Consider the following 26,249-nt stretch of genomic DNA (forward strand, 5'->3'; position numbering starts at 1 on the left):
CCGGACCAGGGCGGGCTCTTCCGCGCGCCCGGATCAGGGCGGGCTCTTCCGCGCGCCCGGATCAGGGCGGGTTCTTCCGCGCGCCCGGACACCGGGGCGGCGGTGAACACACGGCGGCACTCCGGCCAACTCCTCTGCGCGGCAGGCCCTTTGCGGGCCCGGGCAGCTCATACTCCTTGAGGTTCCCCCGGCCCTCAAAGGGAGGCAGAGATGGCCCTCACCACCCGTCGCAGAGCCCTCACCACCTTCGGCGCCGCCCTCGCGGGCACCGTTGCCCTGCCCGCGGCAGACGCACTCGCCGGCGAACGCGGGCGCGGACCACGCCCGTTGTGGCGCGCCCACGCCCACAACGACTACGAGCACCCGCGCCCCCTCCTCGACGCCCTCGACCACCGCTTCGGCAGCGTCGAGGCCGACATCCACCTGGTCGGCGACCAACTCCTCGTCGCCCACGACCCGGTCGACCTCGACCCCGCCCGCACCCTCGAATCCCTCTACCTCGCCCCGCTGGCCGCCCGGGTCAGGGCCAACCGCGGTTCCGTCTACCGGGGTCACCACGAGCCGCTGCAACTGCTCGTCGACATCAAGACCGAGGGCTCCTCGACCTACCTCGAACTCGACCGCCACCTCCGGCGCTACTCGCACCTGTTCACCGCCTGCGCCCACGGCCGGGTCCGGCCCGGACCGGTCACCGCCGTCGTCTCCGGCGACCGCGCGGCCCGCGTCCCCATGGCGGCGCAGACCGTGCGCCACGCCTTCTACGACGGCCGGCTCACCGACCTCGGCAGCTCCGCGCCCGCCTCCTTCATCCCGCTGATCAGCGACAACTGGACCCTGAACTTCAGCTGGCCCGGCGTGGGCGCCTTCCCCGACGCCGAGCGGACCCGGCTGCGGGGCATCGTCCAACAGGCCCACGCCCGCGGTCAGAAGGTGCGCTTCTGGGCCACGCCGGACGGGGCGGGACCGGCCCGCGACGCGCTGTGGGCGGAACTGCTCGCCGCCGGCGTCGACTACCTCAACACGGACGACCTGGCCGGCCTGGAGGCGTTCCTGGACGCCCACGAAGCGGCGTAACCACACGTTCGGGGGACAGGTCAGCCACCCGGAGCGCCCCTCCGCTGCGCCACACTTGCGGCCGAACGCCGCGAAACGGGCGTGGCGGAGGAGGTTGACGATGGCCATTTCCATCTCTGTGGTGCTGCTGCTCCTGATCCTGGCGGTGATCTTCCTGCGCAGCGGCGGACTGAAGTTCTCGCACGCCCTGGTGTGCGGGCTGCTCGGCTTCTACCTGGCGAGCTCCAGCATCGCGCCCACCATCCACAGCGGCTTCACCGCGACGGCGGACATCGTCGGCAGCCTTCGGCCGTGACGCTCACGGCGTGCTGAACACCCCGATGCCGTTCGGGACCAGGCGCTCCGCGCCCCCCGACGGATGGTTGCGCACCGTCACGGAGTCCGCGCCCGGCCCACGGGCGACCAGGGTCGTCGACCCGCCGCCGTCCAGGCTGAAGGCGTCCACCGATCCCAACGCCCGCATGGCACGCGCCACTTCGGCGATCGTCAGGCCGGTGCGGTACTCCGGGGAGCCGTCCAGCGCGAACAGCAGCAGACGACGCCCGCCGTCCGCGGCGCCGACGGCCGTGCGCACGGCCGAGGCCGCGTCGTCGAGACCCGGCAGGGGCCGTCCGTCCTTCAGGACCGGGTAGCCGCCGATCGCGAAACGGTAGGGCGTCCGGGCCACGGACGCCACCAGCCGGTGCGACACCGTCACCGCCTCGCCCTCGGAGAACTTCCGCAGCCGCTGCGCGCCCGCCTCCCGGCCGACGAGCACCGTGGTCCCGGCGGCGATGGCGCCCCCGCCCGGTGTGTCGGACGTCTCCACGACCCGCCCGTGACGGATCGTCACCTCGTAGGTGTCCGTGCTGCACGGCGCCGCCCGGTCGGTGTCCGTGCCGCACGTGGCGCGCACCCGGGAGGCACTGCCCCAGTCGGAGGTGAAGGCCCCGATCGACCCCACCGGCAGCGCGTACTGGTTGAGCCCGCCGAGCGGCAGGCTTCCCGCGGGCGTGCGGACCGAACCGTCCAGCGACAGGCGGTCGAGGCGGGCCCTGCGGTCGGCGTCCACGCCGAACACGTCCCGCGTGGTGGTCCCCGGCGGCAGCGCCGGGCCGAAGCGCTGCCCGGCCGGCACCGCGGCCTTCAGCGCCCGCCCGTCCGCGATCGCCGGTCCGACGGTCGCGCCCGTCGCCTCGACGCCCGGATGCTGCGACTCGGAGATGTCGAAGAAGTCCCCGTTGACGCCCGCGACGGCGCCCTGGGCGTCCGCCAGCGCGGACACCGCGGCCCGCGCGGCCACCGCCCGCGGATACAACAGGCCGACCCGCACGCGCTCGTCGCTCAGGTCCACGGTCAGCACATGGGCGCGGGCGGTGCCCTTGGCCCCCTGGAAGTCCACCTCCTCGTACGTGACACCCGGCGCGATCACCGTGGCGCGCTGCGCGGCGCCGGCCTGCGGCGCCCCCGTGAGGGCGGCCCCGGCCAGCGCGCCGAGCGCCGTCAGGAACGCCAGTACCGCTCTGCCGGATCCGTATGCCGCCCAACGCCTCTGACGTAACGTCACCCTTGCCCCTTGAGGTCTCGTCGTCTGTCCAGCACTTCCGGTGAAGTGCAGCAGACGGCGACGGACCGCGGGAGCGGTCAGGCGTCGACTACGCGTGAACGGGTGAGAAAACGCACCCCCTCGGGTGCTTCCAGCGAGAATCCGCTGCCCCGTCCCTCGACGACGTCCACGATCAGCCGGGTGTGGCTCCACACCTCGTACTGACTGCGCGACATCCAGAACGTCACCGGCTCCGCCACGCCGTCGACCCGGAGTTCCGCCAGCAGCACGTCCGAGCCGCCGGTGCGGAACTCGCCCTCCGGGTAGCACATCGGCGCGCTGCCGTCGCAACAGCCGCCGGACTGGTGGAACATCAGCGGACCGTGCACCGCGCGCAGCCGCCGCACCAGGTCGGCGGCCGCGGGCGTCAACTCGACGCGGGGGATCTCCTCATACATGAACCCAGCGCAGCACACCCGACGTTGCGACAGGGTTGCGCGCCGCGGACCCGGCCCCCGAGTGATCCCGTACCTGTCGCCGGTGGCTCGAAAGGCACCGTGGCGGGAGTTCACCCCGGGCGGCCACGCTGACGGGCATGACTGCCGACTCCTTGCGCGGAAAGGGCTCCGGAGGAAAAGGCTCCGGACACGTGCTCCTGCGCGCAGCCGCCGTCACGGCCGCCGCCCTGCTGACCCTCGTGCCCGCCCCGGCCGCCCACGCCACGGCCGCCGGCGCCCCGGGCGGTGCGGCGGCCCTGCCGCTCGGCGACGCCGACCTGGTGGAGACCCGCTCCACCGAGACCCTCGCCGACGGCGTCACGCTCACCCGGATCGTCCGGGGCACCGAACCCGCCCCGGCGGACCGGATCAACACCACCACGCGCGGCCCGTGGCGGGTGAACGTCCTCACCGTCGACCCGCACCGCACCCGCGGGCACCTGGCGGCCACGTACGGGCCGGACCTGGCCGGCGTCGAGAGGACGACCGACCTCGTGAGCTCCTCCGGCGCCCTCGCCGGGGTCAACGCCTCCTTCTTCACGTTCACGGCGAACCGCCAGTACCCCGGCGACCCGGTGGGGCTCGGGCTGTACGGCGGACGTCTCCTCAGCGAGCCGGCCGGCGACCCGGCCGAGGCGGACTTCGTCGTGGACGCCCGCAGCGGCAGGGTCCTCATGGGCCACCTGGGCTGGACCGGCAGCGTGCGCAACCGGAACACCGGCGCCGTGCTGCCGCTGGAGTACGTCAACCACCCGCCGGTCGTGCCGGCCGCCTGCGCCGGCCTCGGCGACCCGACGCGGTGCGCCTTCCCGGCGATGTCGTTCAGTTCACCCCCGAGTTCGCCGCCGCCACCCCGTCCGGAGCGGGCGTGGAGGTGGTCCTCGACCGGCGTGGCTGTGCGGTCCGCACGTCGGCGCAGCGGGGCACGGAGCTGACCTCCGGCCAGACCTCGCTGCAGGCCACCGGCCAGGACGCGGCGGCCCTGCTGCGGGTGGCGGACGGCGGATGCCTGCGGACCACGTCCGTGCTGACCGACGAGGAGGGCGAGGAACTGCCCCTGCGGTCCGGCCTGTCCGGCGTGAACGGCCGCTACCGCCTCACCCGGGACGGCCGCGTCGTCGTCCCGGCGGGCACCGGCGGCTTCTTCGACCGCAACCCCCGCACGATCGCCGGCACGACGAAGGACGGCAGGATCGTGCTCGCCACCGTCGACGGCCGCATGACCACCGGCGTCGGCACCACGATGGACGAGACCGCGGCCGTCGCCCGGGCGCTGGGCCTGCGGGACGCGGTCAACCTCGACGGCGGCGGCTCCACGGCGATGTCGGTCCGCGGACAGCTGGTCAACCGGCCGAGCGGGACGGCCGAGCGGGCCGTCGGCGACGCCCTGGTCTTCCTCGACCGCCCCTACCGCCGCGGCTGAGCGACGGCTCTCGCGGGGCGGCTGACGGGCCCGCACGACGGCAGAGTGACTTGGCTCACATGGCGTGCCGACGGTGCCCCCGCGACGATGGTGCAGTCACTGGCAGGCTGAAGGGAGCGGCGATGTTCCGCAAGGTGCTGGTCGCCAACCGTGGTGAGATCGCGATCAGGGCATTCCGGGCGGGTTACGAGCTGGGAGCCCGCACCGTCGCCGTCTTCCCGCACGAGGACCGCAACTCGCTGCACCGGCTCAAGGCCGACGAGGCGTACGAGATCGGCCAGCCCGGGCACCCGGTGCGGGCGTACCTCTCCGTCGAGGAGATCGTCCGCGCCGCGCGGCGGGCGGGCGCGGACGCGGTGTACCCGGGGTACGGGTTCCTGTCCGAGAACCCCGAGCTGGCGCGCGCCTGCGAGGAGGCCGGCATCACCTTCGTCGGCCCCAGCGCCGACACCCTCGAGCTGACCGGCAACAAGGCGCGCGCGGTGGCCGCCGCCCGCGCGGCCGGCGTCCCCGTGCTCGGTTCCTCCGCGCCCTCCACGGACGTGGACGAACTGGTCCGCGCCGCCGAGGAGATCGGCTTCCCCGTCTTCGTCAAGGCGGTCGCGGGCGGCGGCGGCCGCGGCATGCGGCGGGTGACGGAGCCCGCGCAGCTGCGCGAGTCGATCGAGGCCGCGTCCCGGGAGGCGGCGTCCGCGTTCGGCGACCCCACCGTCTTCCTGGAGAAGGCCGTCGTCGACCCCCGCCACATCGAGGTGCAGATCCTCGCCGACGGCGAGGGCAACGTCATCCACCTCTTCGAGCGCGACTGCTCGCTCCAGCGCCGGCACCAGAAGGTGATCGAGATGGCGCCCGCGCCCAACCTGGACCCGGAGCTGCGGGACCGCATCTGCGCCGACGCGGTCCGCTTCGCCCGCGAGATCGGCTACCGCAACGCGGGCACCGTGGAGTTCCTGCTCGACCGCGACGGCAACCACGTCTTCATCGAGATGAACCCGCGCATCCAGGTCGAGCACACGGTCACCGAGGAGGTCACCGACGTCGACCTGGTCCAGGCCCAGCTGCGCATCGCCTCCGGCGAGACGCTCGCCGGCCTCGGCCTCTCCCAGGACACCGTGAAGCTGCACGGCGCGGCCCTGCAGTGCCGTATCACCACCGAGGACCCCGCCAACGGCTTCCGCCCGGACACCGGCCGGATCAGCGCCTACCGCTCGCCCGGCGGCTCCGGCATCCGGCTGGACGGCGGCACCACGCACGCCGGCACGGAGATCAGCGCCCACTTCGACTCGATGCTGGTCAAGCTCACCTGCCGGGGACGCGACTTCCGGGCCGCGATCGGCCGGGCCCGGCGCGCCGTGGCCGAGTTCCGCATCCGGGGCGTGGCCACCAACGTCCCGTTCCTGCAGGCGGTCCTCGACGACCCGGACTTCCAGGCCGGCCGGGTGACGACGGCGTTCATCGAGGAGCGCCCGCACCTGCTGACCGCGCGCTCCTCGGCCGACCGCGGCACCAAGCTGCTCACCTACCTCGCCGACGTCACCGTGAACCGGCCGCACGGCGAGCGGCCCGACCTGATCGACCCGGTCACCAAGCTGCCCCCGCTGCCCGCCGGCGAGCCGCCCGCGGGCTCCCGGCAGCGGCTCGTCGAGCTCGGCCCCGAGGGCTTCGCCCGCCGGCTGCGCGAGTCGCCGACCATCGGCATCACCGACACCACCTTCCGCGACGCCCACCAGTCGCTGCTCGCCACCCGGGTGCGCACCAAGGACCTGCTCGCCGTCGCGCCCGTCGTCGCGCGGACCCTGCCCGAGCTGCTGTCCCTGGAGTGCTGGGGCGGCGCCACCTACGACGTCGCCCTGCGCTTCCTCGCCGAGGACCCGTGGGAGCGGCTGGCCGCGCTGCGCGAGGCGGTGCCCAACATCTGCCTGCAGATGCTGCTGCGCGGGCGCAACACCGTCGGCTACACCCCGTACCCGACCGAGGTGACGGACGCCTTCGTCGAGGAGGCCGCCGCCACCGGCATCGACATCTTCCGGATCTTCGACGCGCTCAACGACGTCGGCCAGATGCGCCCCGCCATCGACGCGGTACGGGCCACCGGCACCGCGGTCGCCGAGGTCGCCCTCTGCTACACCTCCGACCTGTCCGACCCGAACGAGCGCCTGTACACCCTCGACTACTACCTGCGCCTGGCCGAGCAGATCGTCGAGGCGGGCGCCCACGTCCTGGCGGTGAAGGACATGGCGGGCCTGCTGCGCGCGCCGGCCGCCGCGAAGCTCGTCTCGGCGCTGCGCCGCGAGTTCGACCTGCCGGTGCACCTGCACACCCACGACACCGCGGGCGGCCAGCTCGCCACCTACCTCGCCGCGGTCCAGGCCGGCGCCGACGCGGTCGACGGGGCGGTGGCCTCCATGGCGGGCACCACCTCGCAGCCCTCGCTGTCGGCGATCGTCGCGGCGACCGACCACTCCGAGCGCCCCACCGGGCTCGACCTGCAGGCCGTCGGCGACCTGGAGCCGTACTGGGAGAGCGTCCGCAGGATCTACGCCCCGTTCGAGGCGGGCCTAGCCTCCCCGACCGGGCGCGTCTACCACCACGAGATCCCCGGCGGCCAGCTCTCCAACCTGCGCACCCAGGCCGTCGCCCTCGGTCTCGGCGACCGCTTCGAGGAGATCGAGGCGATGTACGCCGCCGCCGACCGCATCCTCGGCCACCTGGTCAAGGTCACCCCGTCGTCCAAGGTGGTCGGCGACCTCGCCCTGCACCTCGTCGGCGCGGACGTGACGCCGGAGGACTTCGAGGCGGAGCCGAACCGGTTCGACATCCCCGACTCCGTGATCGGCTTCCTGCGCGGCGAGCTGGGCACCCCGCCCGGCGGCTGGCCGGAGCCCTTCCGCACCAAGGCGCTGCAGGGCCGCGCCGAGGCCCGGCCGGTGCGGGAGCTGACGGCGGACGACCGCACGGGCCTGGCCAAGGACCGGCGCGCCACACTCAACCGGCTGCTGTTCCCCGGCCCGACCCGCGACTTCGAGACCCACCGGCAGGCCTTCGGCGACACCAGCGTCCTCGACAGCAAGGACTTCTTCTACGGGCTGCGCCCGGGCAAGGAGTACGCCGTCGACCTCGAGCCCGGCGTGCGGCTCCTCATCGAGCTGGAGGCGGTCGGCGAGGCCGACGAGCGCGGCATGCGGACGGTGATGTCCACGCTCAACGGCCAGCTGCGCCCCATCCAGGTCCGCGACAAGGCGGCGGCCTCCGACGTGCCGGTGACGGAGAAGGCCGACCGCGGCAACCCCGGCCATGTCGCCGCTCCGTTCGCCGGCGTGGTGACCCTCGCGGTCGCCGAGGGCGACGAGGTGGCGGCCGGGGCGACCGTCGCCACCATCGAGGCGATGAAGATGGAGGCCGCGATCACCGCGCCCAAGGCCGGCACGGTCGCCCGCCTGGCCATCAACCGCATCCAGCAGGTGGAGGGCGGTGACCTGCTCGTCGAGCTGGCCTGATCCCGTACGCCACGACGAGCGGGCGGGTGACAATCGGTCCGGGCGGCGTCGGGCCGCCCGGCCGCTGTCGCCGCCGTCACGGGAACAGAATGCTTCCGGGGCGTGTTGCCCTGGCGGGTTAAGATACCCGCGGGGGTATATACGAGGAGGAAGTGTGCAACTCGACATGTCGGCCGACGAGCTGAAGTCGGCGCTCAACCGGCTGCGGCGCGCCCAGGGCCAGCTCGCCGGCGTCATCCGGATGATCGAGGAGGGCCGGGACTGCGAGGACGTGGTCACCCAGCTCGCGGCGGTCTCCCGGGCCCTGGACCGGGCCGGGTTCTCGATCATCGCGACCGGGCTGGAACAGTGCATGACCAGCGAGGACCCCGAGGTGCGGGACTCCGTCCAGATGCGCGCCCGCCTGGAGAAGCTCTTCCTGTCCCTGGCCTGACCCCGCCTTTGGCACAGGTGTGACCGTCACCGCGCGGGGGAACCCGGGGTCGGCACACCGGACGGGCAGTGTTCCAGGGAGGCCCCATGACGACGGTCGCCGCGCGCTACGACGACGAGTCCGACGAGCCGCTGGCGGGCTACGCCGTGCTCAGCGGCGTCTTCGCGACGGGCCTCGCGGCGTTCACCGCGGTGGCGCGGCGCCGCGGCGTACGGCTGCCGCAGCGGGTGCCCCCGTGGGACGTGGCCCTGCTGGGAGCGGCGACGTACAAGGCGTCCAGGCTGCTGTCCAACGACAAGGTCACCAGCTTCGTGCGGGCGCCGTTCACCCGCCGCACGGGGGAGGGCGAAGGCCCCGAGGTCATGGACGAACCGCGCGGAGGCGGCGTGCGCCACGCCGTCGGCGACCTGGTGTCGTGCCCCTTCTGCACCTCGGTCTGGCTGGCCGGCGCCCTGGTCTGCGGCTACACCGCCGCCCCCCGCGCCACCCGCCTGGTCTGCGCCGGCCTCGGCGCGGTCACCATCTCGGACTGGCTGCAGTACGCCTGGACGTGGACCCAGCGGACCGCGGAGGAGTGACGTAGGCGCCGCAGCCGTCGGCCGCCGGCCGTCGGCCGCCCCCCGGTCGGACCCGGGGCCGGGGAGGTGAACCGGGGCGCTCCGTCGACGAGGCGGTGTGGCCGTGCCGACGAGGGGCACCCGGTGGGGCCGAGGCGGGTCCGGCCGGACCCGCCGTGCGCAGGCAGGAGGTGGTGGACATGGGCCATGGTGGGAACGTCATCGACGAGCTGATGACCGATCATCGCGAGGTCGAGGAGATCTTCGGCCGCATCGAGGCGCTGCCGCCCGGTGCGAAGGACCGCAAGACCTACGCCGAGCAGGCCACGATGGAGCTGGTCCGGCACTCGGTGGCGGAGGAGGCCTATCTCTACCCCGCCGTCCGCAAGCACGTCGACGGCGGCGACGCGCTGGCCGACCGGGAGCTGCAGGATCACGCCCGGGCCGAGCAGATCATGAAGGACCTGGAGAGCCGCGAGCCGGGCGACGCCGAGTTCGACCGGCTCATCGGGATGCTGATGACCGAGATCCGCGAGCACGTCGCGGACGAGGAGCGGAACCTCTTCCCCCGGCTGCGCGCCTCGTGCTCCGCCGAAGCGCTGGACGAGATCGGCGACAAGGTCCGGCAGGCGAAGAAGACGGCCCCGACCCGTCCCCACCCGTCCGCTCCGGACAAGCCGCCGGCCAACAAGCTCCTGGCGCCGGGCGCCGGACTGGTCGACCGGCTGCGCGATGCGCTGACCGGCCGCGGCAAGACGGACGACTGACGAGCGGGGCGGGCGCCCCGGCCATGGCGGGCGGGCTGCTGCGACTGGCGGCGGGACTGCCGCCGACGCCGGCCGTGCCGCCGGCGCCGGCCGTGCCGCCGGCGCCGGTCCTGCCCATGGCCGTGGCGGAGTCCGTCTCGGACACTGCGGGCACGGCCGTCCTGCAGACCGACCCGCGCGGTCGCGTCCTCGGCGTGTGGAGCCTCGGCGGCCCGCCCGTCCTGAGCCTGCTGTGGAACTCGCGGGACCGCGCGGAGCGCTGGTGACCGGTGGCCCGCTCGTCGCCGGCGCGATCGGCGCGATCGGCGCGATCGGCGCGGGCCTGCCGGCCCGGTCCCGCCACGCCCTCCGTCCGGTGCCGCTCGCGCCGGAGCCGGCCGACCGGGCGGCCCGGGAGGCGCTGCGTACGGCGGCCTCACCGCCCGCCGCCCGTTCCCGGGCGGCGATGTCTCACCGGTCTCACCGGCTTCAATCGGTCTCGCTGGTCTCGCTGGTCTCGCTGGTCTCGCTGGTCTCGCTGGTCTCGCCGGTCTCAATCGTTCTCGCCGGTCTCGCCAGTTTCGCCCGGTCTCGTCCGTCTCAGGCGATGAGTGCCTGGTCCGGTCCGAGCCGGTCCAGGAGCGGGGCGCGGTGGAGGCCGGCCACGGGGGCGAGCAGGTCGGGGTGGCGCAGCAGCGCCGCTGCCCGGCGGTCGCGGTCGTCCGGCCGGACCAGGCGCCGGAACTCCACCGGCACGCCCGCCGCGTGCTCGCCGTCGGCCAGCCCGGCCACCGCCGACGCGGCGAGTGCCGGATCGGTGAGCAGACAGGCCGCCCAGCTCGCCACGACCTCGTCCACCCAGCTGCGCCAGGCCGAGTCCTCCGCGTCCTGAACGTCCTCGGCGTCCTCAGGGTCCAGCGCGTCCTGGCCGACGTCCGAACCGATGACCCGGTCGAGCCGGGCCGAGCCGCCCGGGCCCGTCATGCCGAGCAGCGCGGCGTCCATCGCCGTCGGATAGCGCAGCCATGCCGCCACGGTGACCGCCTGACGAGCCTGCACCTCGCACAGGGCGGAGGCCAGCGCCCCGCCGGACGCCGGATAGGCGCGGATCAGCCATTGCGTGGTCGCGGCGATGACGGGGGAGAGGTCTGCGAGCACAGCGGGCCGTCCGAACTGCTTCCAGGGGGAACGGGGGACTGCTGAAACGGTAGCTCTCGGCACCCGCCCCCGGACATGCCCGAGCCGCCACCACCGACGTGGGCTCGGCCACACCCGCCCCGAAGGGGCCTCACTGCTCCCGGAAGGCCGTGACGACCTGTCGGCGGCGCAGTTCCTCCAGCGCGTCCCGCTGGCGGCGGGCCCGTTCCAGCAGGCCGTCGAGGAGGTCCGCGTCCAGCCGCTCCTCACCGCCGTCGGCGAGCTCGCGCAGCGCCCGCCACGCGGCCACCTTGCCCTCGACCCCCAGCCGCAGCGCCTCCACCTCCACCAGCGGGGTCAGCGGGGAACGGCGTACGAGGCGGCCGTTGGCCTTGAACCGGCCCGCCCGCTCGGCCGCCCGCCCGGCGTACACCTTGTACTGCCGTACCGGGATGCCGAGCCGCCGCATGATGTCCAGCAGGGCCGCCCGGTCCTCGGCGAGGTCGGCGGCCAGCGGCTCCAGCGCGGCGGCGAGGGCCGAACCGCGGTACGACCGCACCATGTGCCGGGCCCGCCCGGCGCCGGCGGTGGCGGCCGCCAGGTGGTCGTTGAGGTAGATGCCCAGAAGAGGCGAGACACCACCCGGCGACGAGCCCTGGTGGCCGGTGGCGGGGAGCAGCCGGTTCATCATCTCGGTCCTTCGATTCGCCTCGTCGCCGTCCGCGCGGCCGGCGACGGCAGCCGTCGAGTACCCGTTCGCGGGGGCCGTACAGCTCAATCGCTCAGTCGATCAGGGCGTGGCGTCGAAAAACGCGAATGGATTCCCTTGTCCTGGTAACGCAATGCCCGACACCCCGAGGGATTCGGTGGGCGCTCGATCACCGGTCGCAGCCGAACCTTCCGTGGACAGACGGATCCCGAGGTAGCTGATGGCGACACACACCGAACCGGTCGCACCCGTCCCGGCGGCGAAGCCCCGCGGCAAGGCCCGGGTGATCGTCACCTGGCTGACCACGACCGACCACAAGAAGATCGGGCATCTGTATCTGATCACCTCGTTCTGCTTCTTCCTGGTCGGCGGGGCGCTGGCCATGGTGATGCGGGCGGAGCTGGCCCGGCCGGGGATGCAGCTGATGTCCACCGAGCAGTACAACCAGGCGTTCACCATGCACGGCACGATCATGCTGCTGCTCTTCGCGACACCGACGTTCGCGGGGTTCGCCAACGAGATCATGCCGCTGCAGATCGGCTCCCCCGACGTCGCCTTCCCGCGGCTGAACATGCTCTCGTACTGGCTGTTCCTCTTCGGCGGCCTGATCGTCCTCGGCAGCTTCCTCACCCCGCAGGGCGCCGCCGACTTCGGCTGGACCGCCTACACCCCCCTCAGCGGACCCGTCCGCAGCGCCTACGTCGGCGGGGACCTGTGGATCACGGGCCTGGCGCTGGCCGGGTTCGGCACGATCCTCGGCTCGGTCAACTTCGTCACCACGATCATCTGCCTGCGCGCCCCCGGCATGACCATGTTCCGCATGCCGATCTTCACCTGGAACGTGCTGCTCACCTCGGTGCTGGTGCTGCTCGCCTTCCCCGTGCTGGCCGCCTCCCTGCTCGTGCTGGAGGCCGACCGGCGCTTCGGCGCCCGCGTCTTCGACGCCGCCAACGGCGGAGCGCTGCTGTGGCAGCACCTGTTCTGGTTCTTCGGCCACCCCGAGGTGTACATCCTCGCCCTGCCGTTCTTCGGCGTGATCAGCGAGATCATCCCGGTGTTCTCCCGCAAGCCGGTCTTCGGCTACATCGGCCTGATCGGCGCCACCATCTCCATCGCGGGACTGTCCATGACCGTGTGGGCCCACCACATGTTCGCCACCGGGGCGGTGTTGCTGCCGTTCTTCTCCTTCATGAGCTACCTCATCGCCGTACCCACCGGCGTGAAGTTCTTCAACTGGATCGGCACCATGTGGAAGGGGTCGGTGTCGTTCGAACCGCCGATGCTGTGGGCGCTCGGCTTCCTCGTCACCTTCCTCTTCGGCGGCCTGACCGGCGTCATCCTGGCCTCCCCGCCCATGGACTGGCAGGTCACGGACACCTACTTCGTGGTCGCGCACTTCCACTACGTCCTGTTCGGCACGATCGCCTTCTCGATGTTCGGCGGGTTCAGCTTCTGGTGGCCCAAGATGACCGGGAAGATGCTCGACGCACGACTGGAGCGGATCCAGTTCTGGACGCTGTTCGTCGGCTTCCACACCACCTTCCTCGTCCAGCACTGGCTGGGCACCTCGGGCATGCCCCGCCGCTACGCCGACTACCTGGCCGCCGACGGCTTCACCGCCCTCAACACCATCTCCTCCATCGGCGCCTTCCTGCTGGGGCTGTCCACGCTGCCGTTCCTCTACAACGTGTGGAAGACCGCCCGGCACGGCGAGCGGATCGAGGTCGACGATCCCTGGGGCTTCGGGCGTTCCCTCGAATGGGCCACCTCCTGCCCGCCCCCGCGCCACAACTTCACCACCCTGCCGCGCGTCCGCTCCGAGTCCCCGGCCTTCGACCTGCACCACCCGGAGGCGGCACAGTACGACCACAAGGAGGACACCGGACGGCGCGACGCCCTGGACGCCCCGGGGCACTGAGCCCGACTTCGGGCGGACCTGTCCGCGCCGGGCGTGGCCCGCTCGCCGGGCGGGACCGCCGTGCCAGTCATCGGCCCGTCGGCCGTGGCGGCGGGCCGACGGCCATCAGCCGTGCGAAGTAGCCCTCCGGCACGCCCTCGCCGACGGGAGCGCCGTCCGCCTCGATCCAGGCGTGCGCGGTGAACGGCGGGACGACCCGCACGCCGGTGCACCAGGTCGGCCACGTCCCGCCGAGCCGGCACAGCAGCGCGGCCCCGAGGGAACGCGGCAGGCACCCCTTCGGTCCGGCGCAGCGCAGGCTGGCGGCGCACATCGCGTCCCGCGCGCTGCGGGCCTGCTCGGCGGTGGCGGGCGCGGCGCCGCGCCGCAGGACGCCGAGGACGGCCCGGATGCGCCGCGGCGGCAGCAGGGCGATGACGATCGCGGGGAGCAGCACGAGGCGGGCGGTCAGACGGCGCGTCAGGGGCACGCCGGTGGGCCGTTCGAGAGCGCTGGGCGTCGTCATGAGGCGAGCCCCGACCCGCGGAGCTGCCGCACGAGCGCCTCGACGTCCCGCATGGCCTGCGCCCGGTCGACGTCGAACTCCTCGACGAGCGCGGCAGCCGCGTCCGCCTCCTCGCCGCCGCCGATGAGCGTGCGCACCACGAGGGTGGCGGTCGGATTCAACTCCCAGTAGGTTCCTGCTCCTTCGTCCAGCAGCACGGTGCCGTAGTCGGTCTCGGCCGTGGAGACGGTGTCGCCGAACCGCAGGGGCATGTGAGGGCCTTTCTGACGTCGGGATCGGTCAGGGTCGGGGAACGGGGGCGTGGTCGCGGGTACGTCCGCGCAGCCACACCTCGGTGGCGATCGTCGAGTAGAGGATGGCGTCGGACAGCCCCGGTGAGGCGGGCCGGCGGGCGAGGCGGCGCAGTTCGGCGCCGTCCACCAGGCCGAGTCGCTCCAGCCGGGAGTCCTCCCACAGCGCCAGCAGGTCGGCGCGGTGTGCGCGCAGCCCGTTGGAGGCGTCCATGGAGGCCGAGGCCTTGTCGGCCCGCCGCAGGCAGTCCTCGGGCACGATCCCGCGCATCGCCGCGCCCAGGACGGGCTTGTACGCCCACGGCGTCACGCGCTCGGACGGGCGTACGGCGAGACACGCCTCGATGACCCGGTCGTCGAGGAACGGGGACGCCATCGGCAGACCGGCGCGGGCCGCCATCCGGTCCAACTGCCGGATGACGCGGGAGCACGAGCGGATCTGCTCCAGGTCGGTGTGCAGTCCGCGGTCCGGGTGCAGCGGAGAGGCCGTCGCCGCGGCGGCGAGCAGGGCCCGGCGGGCCATCCGTTCGGCCTCGGGGGTCACCCAGTCGAACAGGCGCGGGGCCATGCCCCAGCCGAGCCCCGTGGCGACGGACGGCGGCAACGGGCCGCGCAGCCCGCCCGCGGCGTCGGCGAGCCACCTGCCGTACGGCCGGGCGTCGGCCAGGGCGCGGACCGTGCCGCCGAGCGGCCACTGCCACAGCGCCCGGAACCCGCGCAACTGGCGCAGCGCGAACAGCGGCCGGGTGCGCAGCAGCCGGTGGTAGTACGCCTCGGAGCACCACGCCACATGGTCCCCGCCGATGCCGGTCAGGTGCAGCCGGCTGCCGCGGGCGGCGAGAGCGGGCAGGTGGTGCAGGACCCGGGAGCGGTCCATGACGCCGATGGTGGGTTCGTCGAGGAGGTCGTCGATGTCCAGCAGGTCCTCGTAGACCAGCGGTGAGGCGTCGGCGTCCCAGACGACGTGCTCCACGTCCGGCAGGTGCCCGGCGGCCCGCCGGGCCCAGTGCAGATCGGTGTCCGCGGGGTCGCGTCCCGGCCATGTGGCGGCCACCACCCGGGCGGGGGAGCGGTCGGCGAGGAAGCAGACGGAGGTCGAGTCCAGGCCGCCGGACAGGTCGCAGCTCACCACGCCGCCCGGCCGGGTACGCGCGTCGACGGCCTCTTGCAGCGCCTGCCGGATCAGCGGGGCCGCGTCGGCGAGCGGCCGGACGGGTTCGGGCGCGGTCCACCACCGGGTGTGCCGCGCGGTGCGCCCGTCCGTGCCGACGATCACGGCGTCGTGCGGCGGGACGGCGGTGACCGCCCGCCACATGGACGCCTCGGACAGCGGATAGGGGGCGGGCCACAGCAGCCTGACCGCAAGTCGCTCCGGGTCCGGGTCGGTTCCCAGGGCGGCGGCGAGCGTGTCGGCGCGGGTCGCGGCCACCCGCACCCCGTCGATCTCCGCGTGGAAGACGAGGCGCAGTCCGGAGGCGGTGCCCTGGACCCGGATCCGCCCGTCGAGGGCGCCGACGAGGTGGAAGCTGCCGGGCAGGGCCCGGGCCAGCGCGTCGAGTTCCGCCAGGTCGCGCAACCGTGCGGTGCGGCGGCGCAGTTCGTCGGTGTCGAGCGGGCAGCAGCCGACGACGGCGACGGCGGCGCTGCCGACGCGGGCCGCGCGGACCTCGTCGTCGTGCCAGTGGCCGACCAGCCAGGGCCGGCCGGACGCGTGTGTGAGGGTGCGGACTCGGGGGCGGGAGAAGGAGCGGGCCACGGCGGCGGCGTCCGCACGGTCCGCGAAGACCGTGAAGTGCGCGTCGCCGGGGCCCGTTCCCGCACTTTCGTGCAGCTCAGTCATGACGTCGGGTCAGGGAAACCGTCGTCGTCAGTTCTTGCTCAGGATCAGCCGGTCGTTGCCGGAGCGCATCAGCAGCCCGGTCTCCTTCCGGAAGTCGCCGAGCCGGACGAGTGTCGGGGCCTCGTATGCCTTCTTCATGACTACTCCTCACGTGCGGTTCTCCCGACCGCTTCCCCGGCCGGCGGCTCAGGGGCATGCCCCGTGTGCCGTCGGCCGGCCGAGTTCATCCGGAACCCGGGCCAGGAAGCGGGCGCGGCTCCAGTTGGCTGCAGGACGTGAGGATCGGGCAAGAGCATGCGGAAATCTCCGACCATATGCAGAATCCGGACTCCGCGGGGTGTGCGCTCCCTTCCTCGCGGATTCCGCCGGCGCGGAACCGTCCGGCGGGCCGGCATGTCCGAGGGCCCCGCATAAACGTTTCGACGTGCGCTGCGGCAGGTGTTCGCGGGCGCCGCCCCCCGCGCGCGACGGCAGCCGCGCCGGGGGGCGGCTCCGGGGGCGCGTTCCGTGGCCCGTCGCACACCGGGCCACGGTCCGCTCGCCGTGCTGTCAGCGGCGGGTGAACAGCAGGCGCCAGGCCTCCGGGCCGCGCTCCACGTACTCCACCTGGAAGGCGCCGGGGTCGCGGGCCTCGATCTGGCTCAGCAGCGGCAGCGGGTCGTGCGGGGCGACGAGCACCATGGCCCGGCCCGGGGCGACGACGTCGAGGGCGCCGAAGACGGTGGCGTGGCGCAGCGCGTGCGGGACGGCGCGGGCGTCCAGTTCGGGCACGTCGGCCTCGTCCGAGCCGCCGCAGCCGCAACCGCCGCCGCAGCCGCCGGACTTCTCGCCCTCGGCCTCGCTGTCGGTGTGCGCGTGGCCGCCCAGCAGTTCGTGCATCCCGCCGAGCAGTTCGGCCAGGGAGATGTCGGGAGAGGCCGCGATCAACGGCAGGACGAGTTCGTTCTCCTTGTCCAGATGCTCCTCGAACAGCACCTGGAGCGCGCGGGCGTCGCTCGCCGCGCGGGCCGGGGAGGGGGCGGTGCGCAGCGCGTCCACCAGGTCCGTGATCCTGCGGTGCTCGGCGAGCATGCCGTCGATCAGCAGGCGGGCCTCCACGGTGCCGTGTGCGGCGGGGTAGAGAGCGGACTCCTCGGCCAGGGCGTGCGGGACGAGTTCACGCTCGCAGAAGGTGACGAGACCGGCGCGGATGTCCTCCGCCGAGGCGGGATCGCGGTCCACGGCGTCGATCAGCAGGGTGACCCGTCCGCCCAGCTCGCCCGCCAGCTGGGCGTGGTGTGCTTCGACGGCTTCGACGGCCTGGGCGTCCTGGGGGTCCGACGCGAACGTGACAGTGCTCATGCTGAGTCTCCAGCGCTGGATGGCGGCCTGACGGCCGGGTGCGGGACTGCACTTCGAATATACTACGGACATGTCCGTGGAAAATAAGGCTCCATTCCCCGGGGGCGGTGACCGGCCGCCCGTCTCCCGGCAGCGCCACGCCGTCCTCCAGCACCTGCGCGGCCGGCCGCGCCCGGTCACGGCGGCCGCGCTCGCCGAGGAGTGCGGTCTGCACGTCAACACCGTCCGGGAGCATCTGGACGCGCTGGTGGACGGCGGCCTCGCGGTACGCGAGCGCGGGGCGGCCGCCGGGCGTGGGCGCCCCGCCTGGCGTTACCTGTCCCGGCCGCCGCAGCAGTCCGCCGTGCGGGAGTACGCCGGACTGGCCGCCGTGCTCGCCGGGCAGATCGCCAGGTCCAGTGCCGACCCGGAGGCGGAGGCCCGCGCCGCGGGGGAGGAGTGGGGCCGCGCCCTGGTCGCGGATCAGGAACCGCCCGGGGACACCGCACAGGCGCGCGGACGGATCATCGCCCTGCTCGAGGAGATCGGCTTCGCCCCCGAGGCCGAGGGCGAGACCGACAGTGAGACCGAGGGCGCGGGCGACGGACGGGGGGAGCTCCGCGTGCGGCTGCCGCACTGCCCCTTCATCGAGGTCGCCCGCGAGCACCCCGGCGTGATCTGCGGCGTCCACGCCGGCCTTGTCCGGGCGGGCTACGCCGCTCTCGGCGGCGCCCCGGACGAGGTGTCCCTGCGCCCCTTCGCCGAGCCCGGTGCCTGCCGGCTCAGTTTCGTCCCCGCCGGGTCGCGGGAGCCGGACCGGGGATTGGGCCAGAGGCCGGACCGGGGATACCAGAGGCCGGACCGGGGGCTGGACCAGAAGCCGGACCAGATGCCACACCAGCGGCCCGACCGGAGGCTGCCGTGACGACCGCCGCGGAACCGCCCCGGCGGACCGGCGCGGGGCGGGCGGTGCTGCTGGTGCCCGCCGGGCTCGCGCTGCTGGCCGGTCTCGACGCCGCACTGCTGCTGCTCGGGCTCCCCGCCCCGGTCCGCGCCGACCGGCTGCCCCGGGTGCACGGAGTGCTGATGGTGCTCGGCTTCGCCGGCACGCTGGTGGCGCTGGAGCGCGCCGTCGCCCTGGGGCGCCGCTGGGGACATCTCTCCCCGCTCTTCCTGGGCACGGGCGGCCTGCTGCTGCTCACCCCGGCCGACCTGCGCGTCGGAAAGTCGCTGCTGGTCCTCGGCACCGCGGTGCTCTGCCTGCTGTACGTCCGCTTCTGGCGCCGGCAGCCGGGCCCCGCCCTGCTGGCCCAGGCGGCCGGCGCGCTCGCCGGGCTCGGCGCGGCGCTGCTGTGGCTGGGCGGACTGGACGTGCCCCGTCTGCTGCCCTGGCTCGCCGCCTTCCTGGTGCTGACCATCGCGGGCGAGCGGCTGGAACTGGCCCGGGTCGCCCTCCTCGCCCCCCGCACCGAGCAGGCCTTCCTGGCCTGTGCCGGCGCCGTGCTGACCGGCACCGTCGCCACCCTGCTGTGGCCCGCCCCGGGCACCCTGCTGCTGGCCGCCGCCCTGCTCGCCCTGGTCGCCTGGCTCACCGCGCACGACGTCGCCCGCCGCATGCTCCGCGCCACCGGCCTGCCCCGCTTCTCGGCCGCCTGCCTGCTGGCGGGGTACGCCTGGCTTGGCCTGGCGGGCGCGCTGTGGCTGCTGGACGGCCCGATCACCGACGGCAGCCGCTACGACGCGGTGGTGCACTGCGTCTTCCTCGGCTTCGTCATCTCGATGATCATGGCCCACGCCCCGGTGATCCTGCCCGCCGTGCTGCGCCGCCCGCTGCCGTACCACCCCGCGTTCGCCGTACCCGCCTGGCTGCTGCACCTCTCGCTGGCGCTGCGCGTCCTGGTCGGCGACCTGCGCGACTCCACCCTGGCCTGGCGGACGGGCGGGGTTCTCAACATCGTCGCCGTGCTGCTGTTCGTGGCCACGGCGGCGACCCTGTCCGTGACTGCCGGCGCGCCTCGACGCCCCCGGCCGCGACTCTCGGAGACGGTCCGGTGACCGGGCAACCCTCCCTCGCGCCGCGCCCCTCGTCCGCGGACCCGCACGGCTCCCGTCCCGCGGGGCGCCTGCCGCGAGCCGCCTGGCACCTGAGGGTGAACGCCGTGGTCGCGGTCTGGCTGCTGCTGTTCGCCGTCGCCGCGCTGGCGCACCCGTTCGTGCCGCAGGCCCGCTGGCTGCTCGTCCATCTGCTGCTGCTCGGGGCGGTGAGCAACGCCGTCGTGATCTGGTCGGGACACTTCGCCGCCTCCGTGCTGCGGCTGCCCGAGTCCGACCGCGGGGCCCCGGCGGCGTTCCGGCTGGCGGTCCTCAACGCCGGAGCCGTCGCCGTGATGGCCGGCATGGCCGCCGGTTCCTGGCCCGCGGTGCTCGCGGGCGGCACCGCGGTCGCCGCCGCCGTCACGGTGCACGCCGTCCGGCTGGCCGGCCTGGCGCGCCGGGCCCTGCCCGGTCGCTTCACCATGACCGTGCGCTACTACGTCGCGGCCGCCGCCCTGCTGCCCCTGGGCGCCGCGCTGGGCGTGATCATGGCGCGCGGCGGTCTCTCCGACGACCTCGCCGCCCGCGTGCTGACGGCGCACAAGCTCATCAACCTCTTCGGCTGGCTCGGCCTCACGGTGGCCGGAACGCTGGTCACCCTCTGGCCGACGATGCTGCGCACCCGCGTCGCGGACGGCGCGGAGCGGGCGGCCCGCCGGGCCCTGCCCGTCCTGCTCGGCGGGCTGGGCGCGGCCGTCGCCGCGGTACTCGTACTGCCGCCGCCCGCGGCCGCCGCCGGTGTCGCCGTCTTCGCGGGCGGGCTGGTCGTCGCGGGCGTCCCCTGGGTCCGCGAGGCACGGGGGAAGACGCCGTCCACGTTCGCCACCTGGTCGGTGGCGGCGGGCAGCGCCTGGCTGCTCGGCACGCTGGCGGCTCTGGCGCTGACGCTGCTGACGTCGCCGTCCTGGCCCGCGGCGGCGGAGCGGACCGCGGCCCTGACCGCCCCGCTGGCCGCCGGGTGGATGGCGCAGGTGCTGCTGGGCGCGCTGAGCTTCCTGGTGCCGGTGGTGCTCGGCGGCGGGCCCGCCGCCGTACGGGCCAGCACGGCGGAGCTGGAGCGTGGCGGCGCCGCCAGGCTGACCGCCGCCAACGCGGCACTGCTGCTGTGCGTGCTGCCGGTGCCCGGCATGGTGCGGGTGACCTGCTCGGTGGTGCTGCTGGGCGTGCTGGTGGCGTTCCTCGCGCTGCTGGTCCGGGCCGTCCTGGGCCACCGTGCGCGGGGACGGAGCACGACACCCGAGGTCCGCGGCGCCCGCACCGCGCCGGCCGCTGAGCCGCGGCGGCCGCACCGGGTGCTGGGCGGGGTGGCCGCCGGGGTCGCCGTCGTGGTGCTGGCCGTCGCCGCCGGCGGCGCGGTGGACGTACGGTCCCTGCCCTCCGCCGCCGACGCCGGCTCCGCCGCGGCCGCCACCGAGGACGGGCGGACGGTGATGCCCACCGGCCGTACCACCACCGTGGCGGTCACCATCCGCGGAATGCGCTTCACCCCGGACACCGTCAAGGTGCCGAGGGGCGACCGGCTGGTGATCAAGCTGCACAACCTGGGCACCGACCGGCATGACCTGGTGCTGGACACGGGTGCCCGTACCGGACGGATCGCGCCGGGGGAGCGGGCCACCCTCGACGCGGGCACCGTGGGACACGACCTGGAGGGGTGGTGCTCCGTGGTGGGACACCGGCAGATGGGCATGGTCCTCACCGTCCGAGCCACCGGTACGGCGCCCACGTCCGCCCCCGGCCACTCCATGGCGCGGGGGGACGGCGGCCCGGCGGACTCCGGCGGCGAGTCGGCACGGGACTCCGCCGCGAAGGCGTTCGACCCCATGGCCGAACCGCCCGCCGGCTTCACCGGCCGTGACGCCCGGCTGCTTCCCGCCCGGGGCGGTGCCGGGCACACGGTGCACCGCGAGACCCTCACCGTGCGGGACGTCGTACGGGAGGTGGCGCCCGGCGTCAGGCAGAAGCTGTGGACCTTCGACGGGACCGCCCCCGGCCCCGTGCTGCGCGGCCGGGTCGGCGACACCTTCGAGATCACGCTGGTGAACCGGGGGACCACCGGCCACTCGGTGGACTTCCACGCCGGAGCCCTGGCCCCCGACCGGCCGATGCGCACCATCCAGCCCGGCCGGTCGCTGACGTACCGGTTCACCGCCACCCGCAGCGGGATCTGGATGTACCACTGCTCCACGATGCCCATGTCGCTGCACATCGCCAACGGCATGTACGGGGCCGTCGTCATCGATCCCCCGGACCTTCCGCACGTCGACCGGGAGTACGTGATCGTCCAGTCGGAGCTGTACCTCGGCGCGCAGGGCGGGACGGCCGACCCGGAGAAACTGTCGGCCGGGCTGCCCGACGCCGTCGTCTTCAACGGCTACGCCAACCAGTACACCCGCGACCGGCCGACCGCTCGCGTCGGCGAGCGGGTCCGGGTGTGGGTGCTGGACGCGGCGCCCGACCGGGCCGGCGCGTTCCACGTCGTCGGCGGCCAGTTCGACACCGTCTACCAGGAGGGCGCCTACCGGCTCCGCCCGGACGACCCCGGACACGGCGGTGCGCAGATCCTCGACCTGGCCCCGGGATCGGGAGGGTTCGTCGAGCTCTCCTTCCCGCAGGCGGGCGACTACCCGTTCGTCTCGCACATCATGAGCGACGCCGAGCGGGGAGCCCGCGGGGTCTTCAGGGTCACGGCCCGGTGACGCGCGGGGGGCCACCCGGCTCCCCGCGCACCTGCTCGGCGGCCCGGAGCACCAGGCCGCGGAAGAAGACGTGCTCGGCGTCGCCGTGGTTGACCGGGTGCCACCACATGGCGTCGACCAGCGGGCCGACGCCGAAGGGGCAGGGGAGCGCGCGGATGCCCGCGCCGGCCGGGAGCCGGCGTACCAGCCGCTCCTGGAGCAGCGCTATCCGGCGCGTCCCGGCGACGAGGTCGGGGACGGCCAGGAAGCTCTCCGTCACGACCTGGACCCGCGGTTCGATCCCGAGGATGCGCATCTGCCGGGCGGCCGAGGTGGAGGACGTCAGCCCGTGATAGGTCGCGACCCACGGCAGGGCTTCGAGCTGTTCGACCGTGAGGGTGTCGCCGACGTCGGGATTGTCGGCGGAGGCGACGACGACCCAGGTGTCGGTGAGCACGTTCGCGTGCGGAAGGTCGGTGACGAATCCGTGCGGGACCACCATCAGGTCGGCGGTGAGCAGGGTCTGCTCGGCCTGGTCGACGGCTTGGGTGGTGGAGTGGACCAGCCGCAGCCGGGCGTTGGGCGCTTCCCGGCCGAGCAGTTCGGCGACGGGGTTGCCGAGGACGGCGCAGGCGTAGTCGCTGAGGATGACGCTGAACTCCCGCGTGGTCTCCTTCGCGTCGAAGGCCAGCCGCGCGGAGAACACCCGCTCGGCGTCGTCGAGGGCGAGCCTGACCCAGGGCCTGAGCTGTTCGGCCAGGGGGGTCAGACGGTATTCGTTGCCCACCCGGGTGAGCAGTTCGTCGCCGAAATGCCTGCGGAGCTGGGACAGGGAAGCCGACAGTGACGGCTGGCTCAGGCCGAGCTGCTGGGCGGCCCTGGTGACACTGCGCTGGTCGAGCAGCGCGGCGAGGGACACCAGCAGGTTGAGGTTCATGTTCGCGAGCCGCACCGCTCCCGCCTCTCAGTGACGCCGATACGGAATACTTTCCGGCAATTCCCGCAAGATGTCGCGTGTGTCGGCGTCTGTCAGGCCGTCGTACCGGCCAGGTCCGGGTGTCCGACCGGGGTCGAGTACGGGAGCCACTGCTCGAGCCGGGGTGGGGCGAACAGTTCGTCCAGAGTCAGGTGCACGGCCCCGGCGAGGCCCGCGTGCAGGCTGGACGACGGCTCGATGCGCAGCGTCCGGGTGGCCAGCGGGAGCGAGCGGCGGTAGACGGTCTCGCGGATGGCGGCCAGCACGTAGTCGCCGGCGCTCACCACTCCGCCGCCGAGGACGACGAGCGCCGGATTGTAGAAGCTGACGAGCGTGGCGAGCGTGGTCCCGACCAGGCGTCCGGCGCGGGCCAGCAGGGCGCGGGCCGCGGCGTCGCCGTTCGCGGCGGCCCGTGCGATGTCCGCCGAGGTGAGCGTGCCCGTCGTCGAGAGTGTCTCCAGCATGGCCTGGCTGCCGCCGTTCTTGGCCAGCCGGCGGCCTTCCCGGACGAGTGCCGCCCCGCCCGCGACCGCCTCCAGGCATCCGTCGTTGCCGCAGCGGCAGGTGACGTTCTCGGCTTCCGCGACCAGGACGTGACCGATGTCCCCCGCGCAGCCGTTGGCCCCGCGGTGCAGGCGGCCGCCGGACACCAGCCCGGCGCCGATCCCGGTGCCGATCTTCACGTACAGCAGGTCGGTGGTCTCGTCGGCGGCGGGGTTGCCGCGCAGCTCGCCGAGCGCGAGCAGGTTGACGTCGTTGTCGACCCAGGTCGGGGCGTTGTAGCGGCGGGAGAACCGCTCGCGGATCCGGTACCCGTCCCAGCCCGGCATGATCGGAGGGGCCACCGGGAGTCCGGTGCTGAACTCGACGGGGCCCGGGACGCCGATGCCGACGCCCCAGACGGGCTGACCCTCGCCGGCCCTGGCCAGCATCCCGTCGACGACTTCCTCGACCCGGGTGAGGACCACCTCGGGGCCGTCGGCGATGTCGATGGGCTCGGCCGCGCTCTCCAGGATGCGGCCCGACAGGTCGGCCAGGCCGAGCTCCATGCCGGTCGCGCCGATGGCCACGCCGATGACCAGGCCCGCTTCGGTGCGCAGGCGGAGCAGGCGGGGAGCGCGGCCGCCGCTGGAGGGCCCCACTCCCGCGCGGGTCACGAGTCCCGCCGACTCCAGCTCCGCGATGCGTGCCGCGATGACACTGCGGCCGAGGCCGACCTGCTGGGTGAGCAGGGGCTGCGTCATGCCGTCACTGCCGCGGATCGCCGCCAGGACGGCGGCGAGGCTGTCGATTCGCCCAGAGGGCACGTCCCCTCCTTCATCGACCCGTCCTGTCCGGCGCGGGCTTCATTTTTCCGTTGCCCGGCAAAAGTACCACCTGTTCCGGATCAACCGCATGGCCGAGCGGAGGAAGCCGAGGGAACGGGCTCCGGTGGGTCCCGGCTCCCCGGGAAGCGGCGCCGTGGAGGGTCTCCCGGCCGTCTCCCAAGGGTTCCCGGCGGGCAGCGAACCGGGCACCGCCTGCGATGCGGATAGACCGATCCTATGACCACTATCAGCAAACTTTTGTTGATGAGCGGCGGAAGCTCTGTAACACTCGCGACACACAGTCAGTGAACCCGGCGGGCACCCGCTCCTCCGGTCGCCCCCTGGCCACGTCGAAAGGCTCCCCACGACGTTCTCGATCGCCCGGCGCCGCCGCAGCGCCACGGCCGTGGCGCTGCCTCTGGCCGCCGGACTCCTTCTGACCGCCTGCGGAAGCGGGGGCGGCACCTCGGCCAACGGCGAGGAGCCCAAGACCATCACGCTGTCCTACGCGAGCGCCAACACAGGGGAGAAGGCGTTCGAGACCCTCGCCAAGGACTACATGGCCGCGCACCCCGGGGTCCACATCAAGACCAACCGGATCGCGCTGAACACCTACAACCAGACCCTGACGACGCAGATGCAGGCCGGGAACGGCCCGGATGTCATGTACGTGAACGCCGGTACCGGACAGGCCGGCTCGGTGGGCCAGCTCGGCAAGGCCGGCCTCCTGCTGGAGCTCGACTCCAGTCTGAAGAGCGTCCTGCCCGAGGGGACGGAGGAGCTCTACTCGGCCGACGGGAAGTTCCTGGGGGTCCCGGTCTCCCTGGCCGTCAGCGGAATCGTCTACAACAACGACCTGGCCGAGAAGAGCGGCGTCACCATCACGCCCGCCTCCACCCTCCAGGACGTGCTGTCGCAGTGCGCCAAGGCCAAGAAGGCGGGCAAGTCGGTCTTCGGCCTGGCGGGTTCCATATCGCAGAACACCGGCCTGCTGACGATGGCGATCGCCTCGTCCACGGTGTACGGCCCGAACCCGAACTGGAACGAGGACCGCGCCGCGGGCAAGACCTCGTTCGCGAAGACCGAGGGCTGGCGCCAGGCCCTGCAGGCGGTCGTCGACCTGAAGAAGGCCGGCTGCTTCCAGGACGGCGCGGCCGGGGCCGGCTTCGACGCCCTCACCAACGGCGCCAGCCAGGGCAAGCTCTTCGGCTTCTTCGCGCCGAGCGGAGCGACCAAGGACATCATGGACGCGGCCCACGGCGCGGTGAAGCTGACCGCCCTGCCGTTCCCGGCACCCAAGGGCACGAAGACCTACCCGGCGCTGACCGCGAACATCGGTCTGGCGGGGAACGCCAGGACGAAGAGCCCGAAGCTCGTCCAGAGCTTCATCGAGTTCGCCGTCTCCCCGGCCGAGGCGAAGAAGTTCGCCGACGCGCAGGGCAGCATCCCGGTCGGGAAGAGCATCTCGCCGTCCGACCTGCTGCCGCAGTACCAGCCGATCGCGGACATGCTCAAGAACAAGCAGTACCGCCCGTACGGAATCGACGCCTGGCCGAACGGCCAGATCTACGACGCCCTCGGCAGCGGCGTCACCGGCCTGCTCACCGGCCAGAAGTCGGTCGGTGACGTGCTCAAGGCGGCCGACGCCGCCTGGACCAGCTGAAGCTGACCGCTGCGCGGGACGGGTCAGGCCCGTCCCGCGTACCGGCCGGACCGTGAACAG

At 73.7% G+C, this 26,249-nt stretch carries 24 protein-coding genes and 1 pseudogene; 14 read left to right on the forward strand and 11 right to left on the reverse strand.

What is annotated here, in order from left to right; translation table 11 throughout:
• The first annotated feature begins 210 nt into the window (after positions 1-210).
• A complete protein-coding gene (locus ACH4ZX_RS00495) occupies positions 211-1,074 on the forward strand; it encodes a phosphatidylinositol-specific phospholipase C/glycerophosphodiester phosphodiesterase family protein (protein ID WP_398265171.1) in 864 nt (287 codons plus the stop codon).
• 100 nt (positions 1,075-1,174) lie between these two features.
• Complete coding sequence (locus ACH4ZX_RS00500; protein ID WP_324784951.1) at positions 1,175-1,369, forward strand: hypothetical protein; 195 nt, start codon at positions 1,175-1,177, stop codon at positions 1,367-1,369.
• A gap of 3 nt (positions 1,370-1,372) precedes the next feature.
• On the opposite strand, the gene ACH4ZX_RS00505 is transcribed toward ACH4ZX_RS00500, so the two are convergent.
• Together ACH4ZX_RS00505 and ACH4ZX_RS00510 are read right to left on the reverse strand one after the other, a co-directional pair.
• On the reverse strand, positions 1,373-2,620 hold the full coding sequence (locus ACH4ZX_RS00505) for a phosphodiester glycosidase family protein (RefSeq protein ID WP_398265175.1): 1,248 nt from the start codon (positions 2,618-2,620) through the stop codon (positions 1,373-1,375).
• Between the two features lie 77 nt (positions 2,621-2,697).
• On the reverse strand, positions 2,698-3,057 hold the full coding sequence (locus ACH4ZX_RS00510) for a DUF779 domain-containing protein (protein WP_398265178.1): 360 nt from the start codon (positions 3,055-3,057) through the stop codon (positions 2,698-2,700).
• 137 nt (positions 3,058-3,194) lie between these two features.
• Here ACH4ZX_RS00510 and ACH4ZX_RS00515 point away from each other — a divergent pair, with 137 nt between their 5' ends.
• The 7 genes and pseudogenes from ACH4ZX_RS00515 to ACH4ZX_RS00545 form a co-directional block, all read left to right on the forward strand.
• Positions 3,195-4,031: a hypothetical protein gene (locus tag ACH4ZX_RS00515; protein WP_398265181.1), complete on the forward strand. Its 837-nt coding sequence runs from the start codon at positions 3,195-3,197 to the stop codon at positions 4,029-4,031.
• Positions 3,965-4,519: a phosphodiester glycosidase family protein gene (locus tag ACH4ZX_RS00520; RefSeq protein WP_398265184.1), complete on the forward strand. Its 555-nt coding sequence runs from the start codon at positions 3,965-3,967 to the stop codon at positions 4,517-4,519. The genes ACH4ZX_RS00515 and ACH4ZX_RS00520 overlap by 67 nt, the downstream gene beginning before the upstream one ends.
• A 122-nt stretch (positions 4,520-4,641) precedes the next feature.
• Positions 4,642-8,016 carry a pyruvate carboxylase gene (locus ACH4ZX_RS00525; protein ID WP_398265187.1) on the forward strand — a complete coding sequence of 1,125 codons (3,375 nt, stop codon included), beginning with the start codon at positions 4,642-4,644 and terminating at the stop codon, positions 8,014-8,016.
• Positions 8,017-8,170: 154 nt separating this feature from the next.
• On the forward strand, positions 8,171-8,449 hold the full coding sequence (locus ACH4ZX_RS00530; RefSeq protein ID WP_324784955.1) for a metal-sensitive transcriptional regulator: 279 nt from the start codon (positions 8,171-8,173) through the stop codon (positions 8,447-8,449).
• Positions 8,450-8,535: 86 nt separating this feature from the next.
• Positions 8,536-9,027, forward strand: coding sequence for a DUF1360 domain-containing protein (locus ACH4ZX_RS00535; protein ID WP_398265191.1), 492 nt, complete (start codon positions 8,536-8,538; stop codon positions 9,025-9,027).
• 179 nt (positions 9,028-9,206) lie between these two features.
• On the forward strand, positions 9,207-9,773 hold the full coding sequence (locus tag ACH4ZX_RS00540; protein ID WP_398266632.1) for a hemerythrin domain-containing protein: 567 nt from the start codon (positions 9,207-9,209) through the stop codon (positions 9,771-9,773).
• A gap of 11 nt (positions 9,774-9,784) precedes the next feature.
• Positions 9,785-10,188, forward strand: a pseudogene (locus ACH4ZX_RS00545) (MFS transporter); the annotation flags it as partial.
• A gap of 164 nt (positions 10,189-10,352) precedes the next feature.
• Here ACH4ZX_RS00545 and ACH4ZX_RS00550 read toward each other — a convergent pair.
• Positions 10,353-10,910: a hypothetical protein gene (locus ACH4ZX_RS00550; RefSeq protein WP_398265194.1), complete on the reverse strand. Its 558-nt coding sequence runs from the start codon at positions 10,908-10,910 to the stop codon at positions 10,353-10,355.
• Positions 10,911-11,040: 130 nt separating this feature from the next.
• On the reverse strand, positions 11,041-11,577 hold the full coding sequence (locus ACH4ZX_RS00555) for a hypothetical protein (protein ID WP_398266635.1): 537 nt from the start codon (positions 11,575-11,577) through the stop codon (positions 11,041-11,043).
• 241 nt (positions 11,578-11,818) lie between these two features.
• On the opposite strand from ACH4ZX_RS00555, the gene ctaD reads away from it, so the two are divergent.
• On the forward strand, positions 11,819-13,516 hold the full coding sequence (gene ctaD / locus ACH4ZX_RS00560) for a cytochrome c oxidase subunit I (protein WP_398265197.1): 1,698 nt from the start codon (positions 11,819-11,821) through the stop codon (positions 13,514-13,516).
• 67 nt (positions 13,517-13,583) lie between these two features.
• Here the strand turns inward: ctaD and ACH4ZX_RS00565 are convergent, their stop codons facing one another.
• From ACH4ZX_RS00565 to ACH4ZX_RS00585, 5 genes are all read right to left on the reverse strand, one after another.
• Entirely contained in the window at positions 13,584-14,021 is a 438-nt protein-coding gene (locus ACH4ZX_RS00565; protein ID WP_398265200.1) for a lasso peptide biosynthesis B2 protein, read from the reverse strand.
• Positions 14,018-14,272, reverse strand: coding sequence for a lasso peptide biosynthesis PqqD family chaperone (locus tag ACH4ZX_RS00570; protein ID WP_398265203.1), 255 nt, complete (start codon positions 14,270-14,272; stop codon positions 14,018-14,020). The genes ACH4ZX_RS00565 and ACH4ZX_RS00570 overlap by 4 nt, the downstream gene beginning before the upstream one ends.
• Before the next feature lie 28 nt (positions 14,273-14,300).
• Positions 14,301-16,151, reverse strand: a complete 1,851-nt coding sequence (locus ACH4ZX_RS00575) for a lasso peptide isopeptide bond-forming cyclase (protein WP_398265206.1) — start codon at positions 16,149-16,151, stop codon at positions 14,301-14,303.
• 27 nt (positions 16,152-16,178) lie between these two features.
• Positions 16,179-16,289 carry a keywimysin-related RiPP gene (locus ACH4ZX_RS00580; RefSeq protein WP_398265209.1) on the reverse strand — a complete coding sequence of 37 codons (111 nt, stop codon included), beginning with the start codon at positions 16,287-16,289 and terminating at the stop codon, positions 16,179-16,181.
• Between the two features lie 411 nt (positions 16,290-16,700).
• Complete coding sequence (locus ACH4ZX_RS00585) at positions 16,701-17,492, reverse strand: DUF2249 domain-containing protein (protein WP_398265211.1); 792 nt, start codon at positions 17,490-17,492, stop codon at positions 16,701-16,703.
• Between the two features lie 70 nt (positions 17,493-17,562).
• Here ACH4ZX_RS00585 and ACH4ZX_RS00590 point away from each other — a divergent pair, with 70 nt between their 5' ends.
• The 3 genes from ACH4ZX_RS00590 to ACH4ZX_RS00600 are packed head-to-tail and all read left to right on the forward strand — an operon-like array spanning position 17,563 to position 22,264.
• Complete coding sequence (locus ACH4ZX_RS00590) at positions 17,563-18,396, forward strand: helix-turn-helix transcriptional regulator (protein WP_398265214.1); 834 nt, start codon at positions 17,563-17,565, stop codon at positions 18,394-18,396.
• Entirely contained in the window at positions 18,393-19,526 is a 1,134-nt protein-coding gene (locus ACH4ZX_RS00595) for a hypothetical protein (protein WP_398265217.1), read from the forward strand. Before ACH4ZX_RS00590 ends, ACH4ZX_RS00595 begins: the two co-directional genes overlap by 4 nt.
• A complete protein-coding gene (locus ACH4ZX_RS00600) occupies positions 19,523-22,264 on the forward strand; it encodes a multicopper oxidase domain-containing protein (protein ID WP_398265220.1) in 2,742 nt (913 codons plus the stop codon). Before ACH4ZX_RS00595 ends, ACH4ZX_RS00600 begins: the two co-directional genes overlap by 4 nt.
• On the opposite strand, the gene ACH4ZX_RS00605 is transcribed toward ACH4ZX_RS00600, so the two are convergent.
• A complete protein-coding gene (locus ACH4ZX_RS00605) occupies positions 22,251-23,195 on the reverse strand; it encodes a LysR family transcriptional regulator (RefSeq protein WP_398265223.1) in 945 nt (314 codons plus the stop codon). The genes ACH4ZX_RS00600 and ACH4ZX_RS00605 overlap by 14 nt on opposite strands.
• Positions 23,196-23,272: 77 nt before the next feature.
• Positions 23,273-24,526: an ROK family transcriptional regulator gene (locus ACH4ZX_RS00610; RefSeq protein ID WP_398265226.1), complete on the reverse strand. Its 1,254-nt coding sequence runs from the start codon at positions 24,524-24,526 to the stop codon at positions 23,273-23,275.
• A gap of 406 nt (positions 24,527-24,932) precedes the next feature.
• On the opposite strand from ACH4ZX_RS00610, the gene ACH4ZX_RS00615 reads away from it, so the two are divergent.
• Positions 24,933-26,189 (forward strand): ABC transporter substrate-binding protein, encoded by a 1,257-nt coding sequence (locus tag ACH4ZX_RS00615; RefSeq protein ID WP_398265229.1) that lies wholly within the window; start codon positions 24,933-24,935, stop codon positions 26,187-26,189.
• Positions 26,190-26,249 lie beyond the last annotated feature (60 nt).

This window comes from Streptomyces sp. NPDC020490 (assembly GCF_044335305.1).
Taxonomy (GTDB): Bacteria; Actinomycetota; Actinomycetes; order Streptomycetales; family Streptomycetaceae; genus Streptomyces.

Excerpts from the sequence above, each read along its gene's own strand:
- ACH4ZX_RS00495 (WP_398265171.1), top strand. The coding sequence starts at position 211 with ATGGCCCTCACCACCCGTCGCAGAGCCCTCACCACCTTCGGCGCCGCC.
- ACH4ZX_RS00500 (WP_324784951.1), top strand. The coding sequence starts at position 1,175 with ATGGCCATTTCCATCTCTGTGGTGCTGCTGCTCCTGATCCTGGCGGTG.
- ACH4ZX_RS00510 (WP_398265178.1), bottom strand. The coding sequence starts at position 3,057 with ATGTATGAGGAGATCCCCCGCGTCGAGTTGACGCCCGCGGCCGCCGAC.
- ACH4ZX_RS00515 (WP_398265181.1), top strand. The coding sequence starts at position 3,195 with ATGACTGCCGACTCCTTGCGCGGAAAGGGCTCCGGAGGAAAAGGCTCC.
- ACH4ZX_RS00525 (WP_398265187.1), top strand. The coding sequence starts at position 4,642 with ATGTTCCGCAAGGTGCTGGTCGCCAACCGTGGTGAGATCGCGATCAGG.
- ACH4ZX_RS00535 (WP_398265191.1), top strand. The coding sequence starts at position 8,536 with ATGACGACGGTCGCCGCGCGCTACGACGACGAGTCCGACGAGCCGCTG.
- ACH4ZX_RS00540 (WP_398266632.1), top strand. The coding sequence starts at position 9,207 with ATGGGCCATGGTGGGAACGTCATCGACGAGCTGATGACCGATCATCGC.
- ACH4ZX_RS00555 (WP_398266635.1), bottom strand. The coding sequence starts at position 11,577 with ATGAACCGGCTGCTCCCCGCCACCGGCCACCAGGGCTCGTCGCCGGGT.
- ctaD (WP_398265197.1), top strand. The coding sequence starts at position 11,819 with ATGGCGACACACACCGAACCGGTCGCACCCGTCCCGGCGGCGAAGCCC.
- ACH4ZX_RS00565 (WP_398265200.1), bottom strand. The coding sequence starts at position 14,021 with ATGACGACGCCCAGCGCTCTCGAACGGCCCACCGGCGTGCCCCTGACG.
- ACH4ZX_RS00570 (WP_398265203.1), bottom strand. The coding sequence starts at position 14,272 with ATGCCCCTGCGGTTCGGCGACACCGTCTCCACGGCCGAGACCGACTAC.
- ACH4ZX_RS00575 (WP_398265206.1), bottom strand. The coding sequence starts at position 16,151 with ATGACTGAGCTGCACGAAAGTGCGGGAACGGGCCCCGGCGACGCGCAC.
- ACH4ZX_RS00580 (WP_398265209.1), bottom strand. The coding sequence starts at position 16,289 with ATGAAGAAGGCATACGAGGCCCCGACACTCGTCCGGCTCGGCGACTTC.
- ACH4ZX_RS00585 (WP_398265211.1), bottom strand. The coding sequence starts at position 17,492 with ATGAGCACTGTCACGTTCGCGTCGGACCCCCAGGACGCCCAGGCCGTC.
- ACH4ZX_RS00590 (WP_398265214.1), top strand. The coding sequence starts at position 17,563 with ATGTCCGTGGAAAATAAGGCTCCATTCCCCGGGGGCGGTGACCGGCCG.